This window comes from Levilactobacillus zymae (assembly GCF_032190635.1).
Taxonomy (GTDB): domain Bacteria; phylum Bacillota; class Bacilli; order Lactobacillales; family Lactobacillaceae; genus Levilactobacillus; species Levilactobacillus zymae_A.
In genome coordinates this window covers 1,524,417-1,542,966 of record NZ_JAVLAS010000001.1, presented here as the reverse complement: position 1 = coordinate 1,542,966, position 18,550 = coordinate 1,524,417, and the positions used below count along the sequence as shown (strand labels likewise).

Below are 18,550 nucleotides of genomic sequence, written 5' to 3'. Positions count from 1 at the left end.
CCTCCTTATTTCCGCAACCACTGTTGGTGAGCCTGCATTTTAGCAAATAATTTCTGGGTCATCAACCGGTACCCCTTGGCGTTGGGGTGAAAATGGTCTGCCGGCGATAAATAATCGTTTAATTCTTTACTGCTGTCGCTCGCCAGGATTTGTTTCTGGAAGCTTGCCAGGGATAGTTCCCCGTCGTTTGATTTTTGGGCCGCACGCTTCAAGCGCGCCTGCTGAGTCACGGATTTGAATTGCCCTACCGATAGATCCCGGTTGATATCGACCACGTATAAGCGTCGTTGCAGGCGCACCGTCTGCTTGGTCTTGGCGTTCCAGTTATCCACCGCATCCGTGATCTGCGTCAGGTTCGCAAAGTAAACGTAGATGGGATTATAGATGGTAAATAGATAGATGGGCGCTCGCGGATTATACCGGCGTACCGTGGCCAATAGGCTGGTTAACTTTTTAGCGTAGGTCTTCTCGGCCTGGGTGAGTTGCTGGTTCAACTGCGACTGCTGGTTAATCGTAACGTTTTGGGTCAACGTTTGCAATAAGTCGTTCCCCCCCACCGTCAGGGTAATGGCCTGCGCTTGGGTGACCTGGTGTTGCATCTTGTCACTGTTGACCAACCGCTTTTCGATCTGATCACTGCGGTCACCGGCTAGCCCGTAATTATGCATGATCACCTTTACGTGGTCGGTTTGCCGAATCTTGGTAGCAATTCGTTCGGTATAGCCGCCCTTTTTCTGTTGGTCACCGACGCCTTCGGTTAACGAATCGCCTAAAGCCACTAACCGCACCGTCGACCGTCGATTGGTCGTGGGCTTAGTAGTTTGGACGGTCCGCGTGCCGGGATGCCAGTAGGTGAAGGCCACGATGACCACCAACACGACGAAGAGCCCCACACCTAGCCACCGGCCCAAATGTTTGGTTTTCTTCACAGGTTTAACCCCCTCCATAAAGAAAAAGCGGTGACTAAGGCCACCCCTTTTCTCGTGATGCGTGTATCGTCTTATTTAGTGGGGTCCGTGTAGTACATCAAGGCAAACGCCCCAGGGCCCCCGTGCGTAGCGATGATGGGCACCGTTTCACGCACTAAGATGTCTTTGTTCGGTAAAAATTCGTGGATGTGTTGCTGCACACTGGCCACGCTATCGTAGGCTTCCACTTGGGAAATTCCCACCGACATGATGTCCGGTGTTTGTTTCATCTGATCGTAGACCTTGCTAAAGTACCGGTCGATGGTCTTCATGCCCCGACCCTTCGCGCGGATCTTCAGTTGGCCCCCAGTGACTTCCAGGACCACCTTGATGTTCAGCAGCGCCGTCAGCATTCCTGCGGCGCGACCCAAACGGCCCCCCTTGAGAATGTTTTCCAACGTGACGATACCCATGAACAGGTGCGTGTTATTCCGCACGGCATCGGCCCGTTGCAAGATGGTCGCCTTGTCGGCCCCTTCGGCCGCTAACTTCGCCGCTTCGATCACTTGAAAAGCCAAGGCCTGGTCGGTGAACTGACTATCGACCACGGTGACGTCGGTCTTCGATAAGTTCGCCGCCTGTTCGGCCGCGTGAATCGTGCCACTGATGGCTTCTAGCATGGTAAAGCAGATCACACTGCTCCCGTCCGCACCGAGCTTATCGAAGGTCTCGACGAACGAGCCCAACGGTGGTTGGCTGGTCTTCGGCAACGTCTTCGAAGTTTTCATTTTATCGATAAATTCTTTATTCGTAATCGACTCACGTTCCACGTAGATCGTGTCGTCGATCATCACCGTCAGCGGTACGATGGTGATGTGGTAATCTTGGATCTGTTGGTCGGTTAACCCGGCCGATGAATCCGTGACGATTTTAATGTTAGCCATGGAGATCCCACTCTTTCTGACCAAAAATTTGGTTTATGCTACAATATGCGTAATGAAACATACGGTAACAGTATAGCAGAATTATCTGCTTTTTTCAGCTGTCGTCCCGTAAATCGCTTAATTTAAGGAGGATGTTCATTGAAACCACCGCGTAGTCGCACCTATAACATCGTTAATGAAGTCCTCAACGCCGTGACCCACGGCATTGGGGCCGGCCTAAGCATTGCCGGATTGGTAATCCTATTGCTCCAGGCCCACGCCAAGGGCGGTAGCTTACGGATGACCACCTTTGCCGTTTACGGCGCCATTATGGTGCTGTTCTACTTGGCCTCGACGCTCTTTCACAGTTTGGTCTTCACCAAAGCGTCGCACGTTTTTCAAATCTTTGACCACTGCGCCATCTACCTGCTGATTGCCGGCACCTATACGCCTTATAGCTTACTGGTGATCGGGGGCTGGCTAGGCTGGACCATGTTCGGGGTGATCTGGGGCATGGCCGTCTTGGGCATCATCTATAAGGCCATCTGGTTGGGGCAGCACCAGATTCTGTCCACCATCATCTACGTGGTGATGGGCTGGATGTGTCTCCTCGGGATCAAACCCCTGTATGCGGGCTTGGGGCCCGTGGGCTTTGGCCTATTATTCGCCGGGGGCGTCGCCTTCACGGCCGGGGCCATCCTATACAGCTTCAAGGGGGTCCCCTTCGGCCACGTCATCTGGCACCTTTTCGTCATGCTGGGAACCGGCCTGATGTACTTCTCCATTCTGTTATACGCCTAGACGACATAAAAGGTCGCTCACGTGCTTACGTGGGCGGCCTTTTAGTTTAGCGACGTTCAAACTGTTCAAAAACGTAATCGTAGGGATTATCGGCGTCGCGGACCCCCACCTGTTCCCCAATCTTGGTAAATTGAGCGTAGTCGATGGCCGGCATCCGAGTATCGCCAGGAAAGTCGGCCGCGATGGTGGTCCGGTATAATCGGTCCACGTCGGCCATTAACCCGGTAAATAGCTGAGCGCCGCCAACCACGTACAGCAACTCGTGTGGGCGGGCGGCGGCGTATTGCCGCACGGCGTCTAACGAATTCAGCACCGTGACGCCCGCCGGAAACTCCCCGGCCGGTCGGTGACTGACGACCACGTTCGTCCGGTGCGGTAGCGGACGGCCAAACGACGCGAAGGTTTTGGCGCCCGCAATCACGGTATGTCCCGTGGTGGTGGTTTTAAAGTAGTGCATATCGGCCGGCAGGTGCCAGGGAAGTTGGCCCCGGTACCCAATCACGCCACCACGACTTTCGGCCCAAAGATAGATCAACATGCCAATTCCTCCTAAACGGCGACGGGGGCCTTAATCGCGGGTGCCGGATCATAACCGGTCACCTTGATATCAGCCATGTCGTAGTCAAAAATACTGGATTTGTCCGGATTAAGCCAGAGTTGCGGTGCGGCCTTCGGGGTCCGCGCCAATTGCGTTTTGACCTGGTCGAGGTGGTTCTGATAGATGTGGGCATCCCCTAAGGTGTGCACGAAATCCCCGACTTCTAGCCCCACCTCTTTGGCAATTAACGACGTCAGTAAGGCATAACTAGCGATATTAAACGGTACACCTAAGAAGATATCGCCACTGCGTTGGTACAGTTGACAACTCAGTTTACCGTCGTTGACGTAGAACTGGTAGAGCGTGTGACACGGCGGTAACGCCATGGACGGCACGTCGGCGGGATTCCAGGCCGACACGATCATCCGCCGGGAATCGGGATGCGTTCGTAAGGTCTGAATCACGTTGGCTAACTGGTCGATGGTCTCACCGTTGTGCCCCTGCCAAGCACGCCACTGACTCCCATATACCAACCCCAGGTCCCCGTAATGATCCCCGAAGGCTTGGTCGGTCAAGATACGGTCGCAGAAAGCCTTTTTTTCGGCCTGATACTGCTGGTTGAAGGCGGGATCGACTAAGGCACGGCGGCCAAAGTCGTGCATGTCGGGGCCGTGATAGTCGGGGCTATCCACGTACCGTTGAAAGGCCCATTCGTCCCAAATGTGGTTATGGTGCTGTAACAGGAACCGAATATTGGTGTCTCCGCGTAAGAACCATAAGAGTTCCGACTTAATCAGCCCAAATGGGACCTTCTTGGTGGTCAGTAACGGAAACCCTTCTTGCAGGTTAAACCGCATCTGGTACCCGAAGAGACTGACGGTCCCGGTACCCGTACGGTCGGTTTTGGCGTGGCCCTGTTCCAGGACCGTGCGTTCTAAGTCTAGGTAAGCATCTTCTAACATTACCGTGAGTTCCCCCTAATCCGTGGCGTATTCGCTGAGGTATTCCCAACGAGCGACCTTTTGATCTAATTGCTGATCTAAATCATCCAATTGTTGTTGTAAATCCGCCAACTTATCGTAATTGGCGCCATTTTCGTTCATGTCCTTTTGAACGGCAGCCTTCTTGGCTTCCAGACCGTCGATGACACCCTCAATGCCTTCCCACTCCTTTTGTTCGGCGTAGGTCAGCTTGACCTTCTTCTTAGTGGTCGCTTTAGCGGTCGCGGCTGGTTTCGGCGCGGCTTTCGGCTTCGGCGCGGCGGGCTTATGGGCCTGCTGCTGAGCGGTTAGGTAATCGCTGAATTGACCGGAGTACCGTTCAATCTGTCCGTTACCGTCAAAGATTAACAGACGGTCGGCCACCTTATCCAGGAAGTAGCGGTCATGGGAGACCGTGATAACGGTCCCGGCAAACTGCGCGATGTAGTCTTCTAAAACCGTCAGGGTGCTGATATCCAGATCGTTAGTCGGTTCGTCCAGTAAGAGGACGTTCGGCTGTTCCATCAACAACTTCAGTAGATACAATCGGCGCTTTTCGCCCCCGGAGAGCTTGCGAATTAATGTGCCGTGCATGAACCGGGGGAATAGGAACTGTTCCAATAACTCGGTCACACTGACGGAATTGCCCTGCTTGTCGGTGACGTTTTGCCCAACCTCTGAGAGGTAGTTAATCATCCGTTTATCTTCGGGGATCGGTTCGATCTGCTGGGTATAGTAAGCCATTTTCACGGTTTCCCCCACGTCGATGATGCCGGAATCCAGGGGCAACTTTCCGGCAATCACGTTGAGGAGACTGGACTTGCCGGCCCCATTTTCCCCACTGATCCCGATGCGCTCGCCACCCTGAATCAGGTCACTGAAGTCCTTTAGAATCAGGTGATCGCCGAGTTTTAAATTAGCGTCTTTGAGTTCAATGACCTTCTTACCTAAACGCTGCTGTCCTAGCGAGATGGAAACGTTTTGTTGGACTTGGCGGGTGCCCTGTTGACTAGCCAGTTCGTGGAACCGGTTGATCCGCGCATTTTGCTTGGTTGACCGCGCCTTAGCACCGGCCTTCATCCAAGCTAGCTCTTGTTGATAAAGGCGCTTAGACTTCTGTTCCGCATCGGCTTCCTGGGTAACCCGTTCTGCCTTTTCCTGCACGTAGGCCTGGTAGTTTCCCGGGTACTGATACAATTTTCCGAAGTCCAGTTCCCAGATTTGGTTGGCCACCTGGTCTAAGAAGTACCGGTCGTGGGTAACGACCAGTAGCGCTCCCTTGTAAGACGTTAAGTATTGTTGTAACCAGGCAATGGAATCGAAATCCAAGTGGTTGGTGGGTTCGTCTAACAGGAGGAGATCCGGTGATTGGATCAGCACTTGGGCCAACCCAACCCGCTTAACTTGTCCCCCAGAAAGCGTCTTGATGGATTGCGAGAGATCCGTAATCTTCAACTGCGTTAGGATCGTTTTCACGTCGCTTTCGGCGGTCCACGCATCTTCTTCGTTCATCTTGGCTTCGGCATCCAGGTAGCGCTTTTGGGCTTTAGCATCTTCAGGATGTTGCCCGTAAGCGGCCAGCGCCGCTTCGTATTGGCGAATGGTCACGAAAACGGTCTGATCCCCGGAAAAAACGGCGTCCATGACCGTCAAATTTTCATCTAGGTCGGGCTTTTGGGTTAAGTACCCAATGGTGTAATCCTTGGGCGTACTAATGGTTCCGGTCTGGTCGTTATTCACCCCGGCTAGGGTGTTTAATAGGGAGGTCTTCCCACTACCATTGACCCCGATTAACCCGATGCGGTCGTGCTCGTTGATGATGAAGTTTAAATTATCAAATAGTGTTTTTTCACCGTAAGTCCGGTGTAAATTTTCCGCTCGTAAAGTTTGCATAAGTTTTCGTCACTACTCTCTCATTTCGAATTCGCTAAAGCTAAGGCCTGCGTCAATAACGCATCCTTGTGGTTCACCACTTGCCCCGTGACGACCTGGCGTTCAAGGGCGGCCAACAGTTGTCCCAATTGCGGGCCCGGTTGAATGCCCGCCTGCATGAGGTCTTTACCGGTCAAGGCCACCTCACGTTTTTGCTGAATAGGTAACGCGGCAACGTCCTGTACCAAACTATCGGCCCGGTCCGCAGCGCCTAAAATCACGGCCGCCTCGTTGGCCAATTTAACCCGACTGGCCCCACAACGGTAGAGCTCCCAGGCGTCCAGAGTCCGGGTCTGGAGAATTCGGGCCGCAGTCATGACGGCTTGAACGTCCGTGGCCACCTGATTGGAGGTCTTCCAGTGTTTCAAGAAGGTGGTCGTCTGGTCGTGATCCAACCCAAAGCTTAAGCCTAAAACGGCCCAAGCCGTAACCTCACAGCTCACACCGTGGGTCAGCCGCTGGGTGAGCTGCGTTAGGGCGGTCTCTTGGTGCTCGAAGTCCGGACAATACCGCCAGAGCTGAGTGGTGAGTAAGCTGGTCAACCCCCGTTGCGGTGTTTGACCCATTAGCAGCTTTAATAATTCCACCTGAATCCGTTCTACCGCAATCTTAGCCAACAGAGCCGCATGGTCGGCCATGGCCTTTTCCGTAGCGGGGACAATCTCAAAGTCCAGCTGACTAGCGAACCGAACCGCTCGCATCATCCGCAAAGCGTCTTCGTGGAACCGCTCCTGGGGATCCCCTACGGCCCGGATACGACGATTCCGCAAGTCGCTCAAGCCATCGAAAAGATCGATCACTTCCCCGTTTTCTCGCATCGCCAGGGCATTAATGGTAAAATCGCGGCGCTTTAAGTCTTCTGCCAGCGATCGTACGAAGGTCACCTGGTCGGGGCGCCGAAAATCCGTGTAGGTTGATTCGGAACGAAACGTGGTGGTTTCGTACCCCGTCCCGTGGTCCAAAATCATGACGGTCCCGTGTTCAATGCCGGTATCCACCGTGCGCTTAAATAAGTGTTTAATTTCGTCGGGATAGGCACTCGTGGCAATGTCAACGTCGTGGATCGATTTACCTAAAATCGTGTCCCGAACGCTACCACCCACGAAGTACGCCTCGTACCCCGCCCGTTCAATGGTTTGTAAAACCGGCCGGGCCAGTTCGAAGTCCCGTGGTAACTGTTTTAGTTGCATACCGTCTTCCCCTTCTGCCAAATTCTCGATAAGTCTTCCTCTGTCAGTTTAACAGATTCCTGCAGCGAATTGAATGCTAAGCGCCGGTTGATCCGGTTACGTAGTAAGTTTTAGTTACGGTTTAATTGTTTAAAAAGGAACTGGGTTTGGTCGGTTTAGTTTCTAGGTTGGCAACCGCGGGTTGGGCGGTTGCTTGGTTAGAAAGTTATAAGTTAAAGTAATTTTTATTTTATAACTTCACTTGCAAATTTCTAACAAAAAAGAACCGCCGCCAGCTCAAGGCGTCGATTCCTGCGTGATTCGTTAATTTTCGTCTTGATACCGATCCCATAAAGCGGCCATTTCGGCATCGTCCGGGACTAACTGGACGTAGGCTTGGAGCAGCTTACGGGCCTGTTCGTTGGCCCCTTCTTCCCGGTAGAAGTAAATTGCGGGCTTCAAAAAGTCCGGCTGATCCATGAAGAACGGTGCCGTCGCGTCGTAGGCTTGACGAGCTTGCGCGTAATTTTCCTGGTGCTGAGCCGTAACGGCCAGGTTCCAAAACAACTGCGGATCGGCCCCCTCGTCCTTCAGGTACGGCTGGACCAGCGCTAGGTTCTCGTCCCAACGCTCTTGTTTAACGTAGAGGTTACTCAATTGGATAACTGCACTGAGATCGTCGGCATCCAGGTCGTGCCCCTTTTTCAGGTACCGCTCGGCCAACTCCTCGTCATCCAATTTAGTGGCCACGTGCGCCGCCTGCAGCCACAGCTTTTCGTTGTACTGGTCGACGCCCAAACCCTCCTGCAGCGTCGTTAGGGCCTCTGGTAGGCGATTTTCGGCCTCGAGCGCCTGCCCCAGATACGGATACAGCGATGTATAGTGTGGATCGCTGTCCTTCAGTTCGTCGAATAGGTGAATGGCCGCCGGTCGTTCCTGTAACTGCAGGTAGGTGAAGGCCGTTTCGAACTTCACGTCAGCGGTCATATCGCCCGGATGAATCTGCTTTAGATAGCCGATGGCCTGCTCAAACCGGCCGGCATTAGCGTAGGCCACTCCTAGCCGCTCTACCAGGTTCACCCGCGACAACGTAGTGGTTCCCGCCGTGATGAGTTCCAGATATAGCGGAATGGCCTTGCGAAATTCCCGCATGGTGAAGTATAGCTCGGCCAACGCAAAGGTAATCACCGGTTCATTAGGCGCCAACTTACGAGCCGTTAGCAGCTTCTGTTCGCTGACCTCGAAGAGTTCCTGGGTCTGGTACAGATCAGCTGCCACCATCAACGCCTGCACGTAAGCCGGTGAATCCGGCCGCACCTGGTTCAGGTAGTCTAAGGCCTCATCGTTTTTATCTTCATCGATAGCGATGTCGGCCAGATTCGTGCGTAATTCGTCTTCGTCCGGGTACTTTGTTAAGAGCTTCTCGTAAATGCGCCGGGACTGATTCAAAAAACCTAAGGAGTACAGTTCTTCGGCCAGGCTGAACAAGGTATCGTCATCGTCGTGGCGTAATGCCAGGGCGTATTGCTTCTTAAAGTCATCCAGTTGTCCTTTTTCCAGTTGATCCAACGCGGTTTGTGCGTAACTCATCTGTATTTTCAGCCTCCTCAAGGTTGCTCATGGGTTGAAGCTTAATGGTAATAAAAAACCAGTCCGTCGACCGGACTGGCCCTTTATCCATTAAATAGTTAATTATAATTATTTAACAGCATCCTTTAAAGCTTTACCTGGCTTGAATGCAGGTACTTTGCTTGCAGGAATTTGGATTTCTTGTCCAGTTTGTGGGTTACGGCCCTTACGAGCTGCACGTTCACGTACTTCAAAGTTACCAAAGCCGATCAATTGAACCTTTTCGCCTTTAGCCAACGTTGCTTGGACAGAATCGAAGACTGCATCAACTGCAGCCGTTGCGTCCTTTTTAGTTAAGCCAGTTGCCGTTGCAACATCGCTAACCAATTGTGCTTTGTTTGCCATTTTGAATTCACCTCCTGAACAGAAGATTAGATGTAGGCCATCTAGTGATCATTTTTGAGTGGTCCAAAAATGATGAAACAAATACGGGGAAACCGCATCATTTCTTTATCAAAGATAGCACAGGAAGCCTTATATGACAAGGGATAACGCCATTTTTTAGCAATTATCCTTGAACTTTTTGTGATTTTTATCATTTTACCCGATTTTTGGGCAAAAGGTTGTTATCACGGGGTTCGCCGTTACTTCCGGGCCCGTTCGATCAGATGCAACGGTGTCCCTTCGAAATCGAAGTGTTCACGAATCTGATTTTCCAAGAAACGCTCATAGGAGAAGTGCATCATCTTCGGGTCGTTGACGAAGACCACAAAAGTCGGGGGTGCCACGGCCACCTGTGTGGCGTAGTAGACCCGCAACCGTTTCCCGTTGTCAGATGGCGTCGGATTCAACGCAATCGCATCCATGATCACGTCGTTCAACGTGGCCGACTGGACCCGTTGATTGTGGTTGGCGGACACTCGTTTAATCAACGCCGGTAACTGCGCCAAGCGTTGCCCGGTCTTGGCTGAAACGAACAGAATCGGCGCGTAACTTAGGTACTGGAATTCCGCCCGAATCAGATTTTCAAAATCCGTCAACGTGTGATTGTCCTTCTTCAAGGTGTCCCACTTATTGACCAGGATAATGATGCCCCGACCCGCTTCATGGGCGTAGCCGGCCACCCGCTTATCCTGTTCGCGAATTCCTTCTTCGGCGTTTAAAACCACTAACACCACGTCGGAATCGTCAATGGCGCGCATGGCCCGCATGACACTATACCGTTCGGTGTTTTCATAAACCTTGCCGCGTTTCCGGATCCCGGCCGTATCGACCATGGTGAACCGAGTATCGTCCGCCGTAAACTTAGTATCCACGGCATCGCGGGTCGTTCCCGCAATGTTCGAGACAATCACCCGTTCCTCGCCCAACATGGCGTTCACTAACGAGGATTTACCCACGTTGGGTCGGCCAATCAGACTAAAGCGAATCGAGTCGTCGGCTGGCGCCCCGTCTTCGGTGGGGAACTCCTTGATCACCGCATCCAGCAGATCTCCTAGCCCCAAACCATGGACCCCGGAGACCGGGTACGGATCACCAAACCCGAGAGCGTAGAAATCGTAGATGGTTTCACGCACTTCCGGATTATCCGCCTTGTTAACGGCCAAAATGACGGGCTTCTTCGACCGGTAAAGAATCTTAGCAACCTTCTCGTCGGCATCCGTGATCCCTTCCGGGGCACTCGCCACGAACACAATCACGTCCGCCTCATCGATCGCAATTTCAGCTTGTTGGGTAATCTGGGTGAGAAACGGTTCATCACCCATGTCGATCCCCCCGGTATCAATCATCCGAAATTCCGTTCCCAACCATTCGGCTGGTGCATAGATCCGGTCACGCGTTACCCCGGGGGTGTCTTCGACGATGGAAATCCGTTCACCGGCAATTCGATTAAACAACGTCGACTTCCCTACGTTGGGGCGGCCAACAATGGCCACTACGGGATAAGCCATCGTAAATCCCTCCTTTATTTGTTTACCTTGCTTACATTTAATGACAGAAAAAGGGCCAGAACGCAACCCATTCAAGTTTCGCTCTAGACCCCTTTTGAACAACAAGCTAATCTAAATTAGTCCTTGTCGTTTTCCTGGTTTTCGATATCCTTTTTCAGGCTGTCCCCAATCAGGTCACCTAAAGAGAAGCCGGTGCTTTCTTCTGGGGCGTTAGCCGTCGAAGTTTCAGCAGAGTTCCAGTTGTTCCGCCGTGGACGAGAACCACCGTTGTTCCGGTTGTTCCGAGGACGACTAGCGTTACCGCCATTGTCGTGACCTTCGTCACCAGATTGTGGCTTTTCTTCCAAGGCCTTGATGGACAAAGCTAAACGGTGATCGTTTGGCCGAACATCTAAGACCTTAACCTTGATTTCTTGACCAACCTTCAAGACGTCAGCTGGCGTCGCAATGTGTTGGTGTGAAATTTGGGAAATGTGAACCAAGCCTTCAACGCCAGGGAACACTTCAACGAAGGCCCCAAAGCTCGTCAAACGCTTAACGGTTCCGTCTAAGACGCTACCTTGTGGCGCCTTGTCTTCGATCCCGTCCCAAGGTTCTGGTAAGGTTTGCTTGATGGACAGTGAAATCCGGTCACGTTCTGGATCGACGGACAAGACCTTAACCTTAACTTCTTGGCCCACCTTCAGAACGTCACTAGGCTTTTCAACCCGTTCGTAAGCAATTTCGGAAACGTGAACCAAACCGTCCACGCCACCAAGGTCAACAAAGGCCCCGAAGTTCGTCAAACGTGCAACCTTGCCTTCAACCGTGTCACCAGCTTGTAACTTCGCCATGATTTCTTCCCGTTGAGCAGCCCGTTGCTTTTCAACAATGGCCCGGTGGGACAAGATCAAGCGGTTTTCGCTAGGTTCGATTTCCACGATCTTAAATTCAAGGGTTTGACCCTTAAATTGTGACAGGTCTTCAACGAAGTGATCCGAAACCATAGATGCTGGGACGAAACCCCGCACACCGGCGTCAACCACTAAACCACCCTTAACCACTTGGGTTACTGGGGCCGTCAACGTGTGACCAGCTTCGAATTCCTTTTGAATGTCGTCCCAAACCTTACGGGCTTCCAAACGACGTTGCGACAGCAAGTAGCTCCCGCCTTCTTTATCGTTACCGATACGTGAGATTACGACGAGGTCTAAAACGTCCCCGACTTTAATTACTGATTTAATATCATCAACTGGCTTCGTGGACAATTCCTTCTTCGGAACGACCCCTTCGATTCCAGTTTCACCGATCCCAACAATTGCTTGTTGATCGTCGTCGATTGCTAAGATTTCACCCTTAACAACATCGCCGACCTTCACGTTATCCACGTTATTCAACGCGTTCAGCAAATCATTGTTATCATTGTTTTGACTCGTGCCATTTTCACTCATGCGAATATTTCCTCCTTGCGACAACTCTAAACACCATTTTATCTGATTATAGCGATAAAAGCTAGTAAAATGCCTATTTCTGTCGCATTTCTTTTTCTTTAATAATTTCGGCGATCCGATCCGCCACCTGTTCAATCGATAAGGCAGTGGTATCTAAGCGAATCGCATCCGCCGCTTGGGTTAACGGGGAAACCTTCCGGGTTGAATCCTTGCGGTCCCGTTCCTCGATCTCGTGCTTAAGCGTGGCCAATGGCGTTTCAATGCCCTTAGCGGCATTATCCTTTAACCGTCGTTGGGCCCGTTCTTCCACACTCGCTACCATAAAGATCTTGACCTCGGCGTGCGGTAAAACGGTCGAACCGATATCTCGACCGTCCATCACGATGCCGCCAGCATCGGCAATTTGTCGTTGCCGTGCCGTTAATTCCGCCCGAATGGCGGGTAATGCAGAAACTTGGGAGACCGAGTTGGTCACGTCCGGTTGCCGAATAGCCAGCGTCACTTCCGTATCATCCACAAACACCTTTTGGGTCGGCGTCCCGGGTTCAAACCGGATCGTGATTTGATCGAGTAGTTGCTTAATCGTGGCCTCGTCGTCTAAATCCGCGCCAGCCTGCAACGCCTTCCACGTAATCGCCCGGTACATTGCCCCGGTATCGCAATAAATATAATGAAAACGTTGTGCCACAATTTTTGCCACCGTACTCTTCCCGGCAGAAGCCGGTCCGTCGATTGCCACCTGTAACCCTTGCTTAGCCATAACCACATTAACTCCTAATCTAAGTATTTAATCTTACCGAACTCGTAACCGTTGTCCCGGATGAACCGTGGCACCGGACGATAGGCCGTTTAATTCTAATAATTTTTGTTCCGAGATGCCCGCATTCGTGGCAACCCGATACACCCCTTGCCCCGCTTGGACCGTGGTGTACTTCTTACCCGCAGTACTAGTGGTTGAGCTGCTACTCGTGCTGCTAGCAGACGTCGCACTGGTCGCCGTCGTTGCCGAGGTAGCCGAAGAACTGCTAGTCGCCGTTTCCGTCGAACTAGCAGTCGTCGATTCTGTTTTGGCACGGTGTTTAGACGCCGTTGCCGCTTTTTTATGATGACTGCTGGAACTAGCGGCCTTCTTCGACGAAGAACTTGAACTTCCGGCGGCCACCTTTTCCGTATTTTGGGGCCGGTTAACCGAACTTTGCCGAGCTAACCCATATACCAATGAAGCCGCCGCAATCACGATGATAATGGCCACCAAAATAACGGTCACCATGGTGTTACTATGATTTTGTCGCCGCATTTTCGTTCGCGACAGGTTTCCCTGATCGTCCCGATCATCAGCAAACGACTGTTCCCACGGCCGCGACGTTTGCTCCTTGGGCGTTTGCTCGTCACGTTTCTGACTCATCATCTAACCTCCCTGAAAAACTTTCACCCGTAATCATACCATACTCCCTACCCGAATTCCTTAATTATTGGATAAAAATAGCTGACGTAGCTGGGTGAGCCAATCCGGCTGTGCTGCCGCCGAAGGGCTCTGCGCTTGGGGTTTTCGCTGGAGGCCCAACGCGGCCAAATCCAACGGCACCGACGCCGGGGCACAACACTGCTGATCGTGGGTCGGCGCGGATTCATTAAAAGCCGCTAGCCAGCTGGTCCGTAAACACCGTTGCTCGTGTACGTAAGCCAACATCTGATCGAGTGCCCGGGCGCGTTCTCGCTCCCGCCGCTCAAACAGCGCTTGCACGGCGGAAGCCGAGATTCCGTGTTGCTGGTAAAAGGTCAATAGGGCAACGCCCGGATCATCTTGACTGAAGGCCTGCGGGTGCGCGTAGAATCGCTGAATCGTGGCGTCATCCGGGCGATTGGCCTGATTTAACGTGAGGGGGAGCCGTTCGTCACCTGGCGCGTAAAGGAGAACCGCCAGACTGGGTTGCCCGTCGCGGCCCGCACGCCCCATCTCCTGCGCATAACTCCCCAGATCGGCCGGCAGATGATAGTGAATCACGTAGCGCACATCGTTTTTGTCAATCCCCATGCCAAAGGCGCTGGTGGCACAAATGATGGCCAGATCTCCCTGCATGAATTGTTGCTGAATCTTAAAGCGATCTTCGCTGGATAGCCCGGCGTGGTAAGCCGCCACCGTTAGCCCGGTCTGGTCGCGCAACCACTGGGCCGTTTCACTAGCCAGCTGCTTACTTGAAAAGTAGATCACCCCGGGAAAGACTAACTGGGTCACCAATGTTAACAAGCGCTCGCGCTTAGCGGCCTGGTTAGCGACGTGCTCCACATCTAAGAAAATATTCGGCCGGTTGATCGATTCCGTCACGACGGTGGGCGTGGTGCGCAACTGTTTGGCAATTTCTCCTTGAGTCGCTTGATCGGCCGTGGCCGTCAACATGAGGATCAACGGGCGCTCCAGCTTCTCGCGAATCGCCCCCAATAATAGGTAATCGGGGCGAAAGTCGGGGCCCCATTGCACGATACAGTGGGCTTCATCAACCACCAATAGGCTTAAGGTCAATTGCTGTAAGCGAGCCAACATTGCCGGTTGGGCCAGCATTTCTGGGGACAAAAATAGGAATTGATAACGGTCCAGGTGGTTTAAAATGGTTTGCCGTTCCCCGAAGCTGGTCAACGAGGTGATTGCCGCTACCCGTCGAAACCCGGCTAACCGCATGCGGTTCACCTGGTCGGTCATTAGTGCCAGTAACGGCGACACAATCAACACACACCCGGCATGCCGGTACCCATACAATTGATAAATCAGCGTTTTCCCCGCCCCGGTTGGTAGCACTGCTAGGGTGTCTTGACCCCGTTCTAGCGCGGTGAGGGCCGCCGCCTGTCCGGCACGAAATTGCGAATACCCAAAGACGGCTTGCAAGCTAGTCGTGAGGGGTTCTGCCATGGCGCTCACCTTCCTTATCCCGTAAAATTGCAAAGAGTCGAAACGTAAAGAAGTCAATCTGTTGCTGTAGCTCGGTGGGTAACGCGGTATACTCCCAATCATCCAGTTGTGCCGGCAGGACCGCTAAGAGCGCTTGTCGCGTTTTAACCGGTAAGAGTCGTTCGTACGGCAAAGCCGTGACGGGTAGCATGATAGCGGCCTCTAAGAGGTGCTCACGTACGGTGCTCGGCTTGATTTGTCGTTGGGTGGCGACCTGATCGAGAGTTAACGTCGTGGTGGTTACCGCCGTCAGCGTGGCCTGGGCACTACGCGTCACCGCCGTTTGCCAGGCCGGGGCCAATAAGGCGTGCAACGGATGATCGACCTGCCGGGCATCTTGCGCAATCTGAACCACGCCGTCCACGTGGCGTAAGTAAATCTCCCAGGGGGTCTGGTGTAGCTGTTGCGCCAGTTGTTGGTCGGTCAGTCCCGGATGCTGGTACCCACTAAACCCGGCCGTAGTTACCAGTGCCGTAACGGTCGGAAGTCGTTTTAGGCTGCCGGTCAGGGCCGTCAAGACCTGATCGGCGAGGTCCGGCGCTTTAGCCTGATGAAACCACTGCCGCACGGCCTGCTGGGTGGCAAGATCCGTGGTTAAGGGGTAGTACCGTGCCGTTTGGTGGGCGTACTGCGAGACCACCTGGACGCTCAGCAGTAGCCGCTGCCGGGCCAAGTTTAACGCCACCTGCGGCCAGACCGCTTGTGTGACCGGCTGTACCGTTGCTGCTTGGTTTCGTTGCGCCACTCCCAGCGGCGTTAACCGCAGCTGCGGTTGCTCGGCTGGCGTCCAGGTCGCCAGTTTGTGGGTCACCAGGACCTGAGCCACGGCATCGAGGTCGCCACGTGCCAACTGCTTATCCAGACTTAACAGATAAAGTAAGCCGTAGCGTTGTCCCCAATACAGGGTTGAGACCGTTTTACGCCCCCGTAATAAATTTTCAATCACCCGTAACCGCCGGGCTTGGCGGTCACTCAGCAGGTGTAATAAGTCTTGCGGATTCACCACCAACGCTCCTCTCGTCTCCATTGTCCGTTATAGTTTACCATACTCAAAAAGGGACCGCCCAGCGACGGTCCCCTTATCAGTAATTCGTCATTAACGCGTTAATTTTGGTGCCGGGCTAACCAATCTCCCAGCCGCCGATTCACCAAGATGAACAGGACGCCCAAGACGATCCCCTTCACCAGGTTAAACGGAATGACCCCCAGCAAGATCAGTTGGTTCACGGGTAACCCCAGCGACATCCCCCAAACCTTGAGGTACAGTGGCGTGATGATCCACCAGTTAGCCAGGGATAAGACCACCGTCAGACTGACCGTGCCCCCGATCACCGCGACGATTTGCCGGGACAGTGTGTGGGGCTTACCTTTCAGGAGCGCATTGATTGGCAAAACAAAAGCCAAATCGGCAATAAAGGCGGTCAGGACTCCGATAAAGTTCACGATGTCCATGCCCGTGGAGACAAAATACAACAACTCTTTAACGGCCGCAATCAACACGGCCCCGCCTGCCCCGAAAATACTCATTCCCAGCAAGACCACGAGATCACTCAGGTCTAACTTCATGTACGGTACGATCGGAATAATGGGGATGGAGATAAACATTAATACGTAAGCCACCCCAGCAAAGAGCGCCATTTCCACCATGGCCCGAACGCCCAGTCCCTGTTGACGATTTTCCATAATCCGGTTCCTCCTTGCGGTCATCTCAAACGACGCGGCCACGAAAAAAGGGTTCTAAAATATCTGTTGTTGGTAATCAAATGAATTTGATTACTGGCAACGGATATTTTTGTATAATCAAAGAATGTAAAAAAATGTACAAAAAAGGGATATAGTCGCAGACCTATATCCATCCACTACCACATTTCAAGAAAGAGAAAGTGACTATATCCTATGACTAATGATACTAAAATTATCCTGGGGATAAAAGACCCCAACATCAAAAAGTTAAAAGTGATGAACCCCTTGGAAATGATGGGCCCACTTAAAGTGCAGGCAATTTTGGACTATCGTCCAAAAGCATGCCCCAAATGTGGTGTCTTAAACCAAAAAAGTATTATCAAATATGGCTGGCGCTGGGCCAATGTTAAATTGCCTCGAACTGCCGAACGGGATGTCCAGCTTCATCTTAAAAAGCGGGACTTCAAGTGTAAGCACTGCCTACAATACTTTCTTGCGGAAACACCACTAGTTCAACGAAACCACACCATCTCTAACACAAGCAAACTTGCCTGTTTTCTAAAATTAAGTGAAACAGTTTCGATGCGTCATGTCGCTACCGAATTAAGCATCTCAAGTACAACGGTCCTGCGAATCATGAGAAGCTATCAGGGCAACGTCAAAACGCGTTTTGACTGGTTACCGGCTGTAATTAACATGGATGAGGTCAAGTCTACCAAAGACGCAAAGGGATCCATGAGCTTTGTATTTATGGATGGTATTCGGTGTGAATTCTTGGACATTCTGGAATCGCGGACACTCTATGATTTGGAGAATTACTTTAAACGTTATACGAAGAAAGCTAGAGAAAGCGTCAAAGTCATTGTGACAGATATGAACTACACTTATCCCAAACTAGCTGAATCTATTTTTCCAAATGCGATTGTGGTAACCGATCGGTTCCACATCGTTAACTCCGTGATGCGGGGATTCACTCGAGTAAGGATTCGTATCATGAAATCCTATGCGCCTTCAAACATGAAATATAAGGCTTTAAAGCGTTACTGGCGACTGTTCTTTAAGCCCAACGAGAAGTTGGACTTAAAGAAGTACTCTAATTACACTAACATTCCTGGAAGCCAAACTGAGAATAGCGTAGTCGAATATCTTCTTGATATCAACGAAGAATTACGCGAAGCATATAACCAGTTACAGACGGTCATGAGTGCCGTTAGGTACCGTGACATCGCTCGACTAGAAACAGTTCTAGACGGAAAAGACAATGGCTCAGAAGAAATGACGAAGGCGTTGAACGCACTGGTTGAGAACCGAGAATCGGTTGATAATGCATTGAGATATGAATTCTCAAATGGTCCAATGGAGGGTATTAATAACAAAATCAAGGTAATAAAGCGAGTTGCGTACGGCTTTGGCTGTTTCACAAGCTTTAGATTAAGGATTCATCTGGCATTTGGGCTCAAAAAAAATTGCCTAATCTCAAAGGATTAGACAATTTTATAAATGGAATTACCAACAACAGTTGACATAGAACCGAAAAAAGGCCTCGCCGCAGAAGGGCAAGACCTTGTTGATTACGTCAGGATGCGTAAAGAGCAACGTCCCATCTTCTGCATACCAGACTTTACTGTCGGTTTCGGAGTTACACCGAATCAACCACGTTGCCGTGGGTCGCGGACTTTTACCGCCGGTCGGGAATTCCACCCTGCCTTGAAGATGAACCT

Annotated in this window: 17 protein-coding genes and 1 riboswitch; of the genes, 2 read left to right on the top strand and 15 right to left on the bottom strand. The window is 51.9% G+C overall.

The genetic code is table 11. The annotated features are described in order from the left end of the window. Positions 1–5 precede the first annotated feature (5 nt). On the bottom strand, positions 6–929 hold the full coding sequence (locus tag RI501_RS07065; RefSeq protein ID WP_313821198.1) for a GDSL-type esterase/lipase family protein: 924 nt from the start codon (positions 927–929) through the stop codon (positions 6–8). A gap of 71 nt (positions 930–1,000) precedes the next feature. Further along, positions 1,001–1,852, bottom strand: a complete 852-nt coding sequence (locus RI501_RS07060) for a DegV family protein (protein WP_313821196.1) — start codon at positions 1,850–1,852, stop codon at positions 1,001–1,003. A gap of 138 nt (positions 1,853–1,990) precedes the next feature. On the opposite strand from RI501_RS07060, the gene trhA reads away from it, so the two are divergent. After that, positions 1,991–2,632: a PAQR family membrane homeostasis protein TrhA gene (gene trhA, locus RI501_RS07055; RefSeq protein ID WP_313821195.1), complete on the top strand. Its 642-nt coding sequence runs from the start codon at positions 1,991–1,993 to the stop codon at positions 2,630–2,632. Positions 2,633–2,678: 46 nt separating this feature from the next. On the opposite strand, the gene RI501_RS07050 is transcribed toward trhA, so the two are convergent. The 13 genes from RI501_RS07050 to RI501_RS06990 form a co-directional block, all read right to left on the bottom strand. Continuing rightward, a complete protein-coding gene (locus tag RI501_RS07050; protein WP_313821193.1) occupies positions 2,679–3,170 on the bottom strand; it encodes a dihydrofolate reductase in 492 nt (163 codons plus the stop codon). 11 nt (positions 3,171–3,181) lie between these two features. Further along, complete coding sequence (locus tag RI501_RS07045) at positions 3,182–4,132, bottom strand: thymidylate synthase (protein ID WP_313821191.1); 951 nt, start codon at positions 4,130–4,132, stop codon at positions 3,182–3,184. Between the two features lie 15 nt (positions 4,133–4,147). Continuing rightward, a complete protein-coding gene (locus RI501_RS07040; RefSeq protein WP_313821190.1) occupies positions 4,148–6,043 on the bottom strand; it encodes an ABC-F family ATP-binding cassette domain-containing protein in 1,896 nt (631 codons plus the stop codon). Positions 6,044–6,063: 20 nt separating this feature from the next. After that, positions 6,064–7,272, bottom strand: coding sequence for a CCA tRNA nucleotidyltransferase (locus RI501_RS07035; RefSeq protein ID WP_313821188.1), 1,209 nt, complete (start codon positions 7,270–7,272; stop codon positions 6,064–6,066). Between the two features lie 303 nt (positions 7,273–7,575). Further along, on the bottom strand, positions 7,576–8,841 hold the full coding sequence (locus tag RI501_RS07030; RefSeq protein ID WP_313821186.1) for a tetratricopeptide repeat protein: 1,266 nt from the start codon (positions 8,839–8,841) through the stop codon (positions 7,576–7,578). Between the two features lie 108 nt (positions 8,842–8,949). After that, complete coding sequence (locus RI501_RS07025; protein WP_011667553.1) at positions 8,950–9,225, bottom strand: HU family DNA-binding protein; 276 nt, start codon at positions 9,223–9,225, stop codon at positions 8,950–8,952. A 239-nt stretch (positions 9,226–9,464) separates the two neighbouring features. After that, a complete protein-coding gene (gene der, locus RI501_RS07020) occupies positions 9,465–10,772 on the bottom strand; it encodes a ribosome biogenesis GTPase Der (protein WP_313821184.1) in 1,308 nt (435 codons plus the stop codon). Positions 10,773–10,888: 116 nt separating this feature from the next. Beyond that, positions 10,889–12,202, bottom strand: a complete 1,314-nt coding sequence (gene rpsA, locus RI501_RS07015) for a 30S ribosomal protein S1 (RefSeq protein ID WP_313821182.1) — start codon at positions 12,200–12,202, stop codon at positions 10,889–10,891. A gap of 73 nt (positions 12,203–12,275) precedes the next feature. Continuing rightward, entirely contained in the window at positions 12,276–12,962 is a 687-nt protein-coding gene (gene cmk, locus RI501_RS07010) for a (d)CMP kinase (protein ID WP_313821180.1), read from the bottom strand. Between the two features lie 33 nt (positions 12,963–12,995). Further along, positions 12,996–13,607 carry an SAG1386/EF1546 family surface-associated protein gene (locus tag RI501_RS07005; RefSeq protein ID WP_313821178.1) on the bottom strand — a complete coding sequence of 204 codons (612 nt, stop codon included), beginning with the start codon at positions 13,605–13,607 and terminating at the stop codon, positions 12,996–12,998. A gap of 60 nt (positions 13,608–13,667) precedes the next feature. Beyond that, on the bottom strand, positions 13,668–15,107 hold the full coding sequence (locus tag RI501_RS07000; protein ID WP_313821177.1) for a RecQ family ATP-dependent DNA helicase: 1,440 nt from the start codon (positions 15,105–15,107) through the stop codon (positions 13,668–13,670). Beyond that, entirely contained in the window at positions 15,085–16,149 is a 1,065-nt protein-coding gene (locus tag RI501_RS06995; RefSeq protein WP_313821175.1) for a helix-turn-helix domain-containing protein, read from the bottom strand. The genes RI501_RS07000 and RI501_RS06995 overlap by 23 nt, the downstream gene beginning before the upstream one ends. A 101-nt stretch (positions 16,150–16,250) precedes the next feature. Further along, entirely contained in the window at positions 16,251–16,829 is a 579-nt protein-coding gene (locus tag RI501_RS06990; protein ID WP_313821173.1) for an ECF transporter S component, read from the bottom strand. A gap of 213 nt (positions 16,830–17,042) precedes the next feature. On the opposite strand from RI501_RS06990, the gene RI501_RS06985 reads away from it, so the two are divergent. Beyond that, a complete protein-coding gene (locus RI501_RS06985) occupies positions 17,043–18,317 on the top strand; it encodes an ISL3 family transposase (RefSeq protein ID WP_313820033.1) in 1,275 nt (424 codons plus the stop codon). 110 nt (positions 18,318–18,427) lie between these two features. Further along, positions 18,428–18,548, bottom strand: a riboswitch (FMN riboswitch). Between the last annotated feature and the right edge of the window lie 2 nt (positions 18,549–18,550).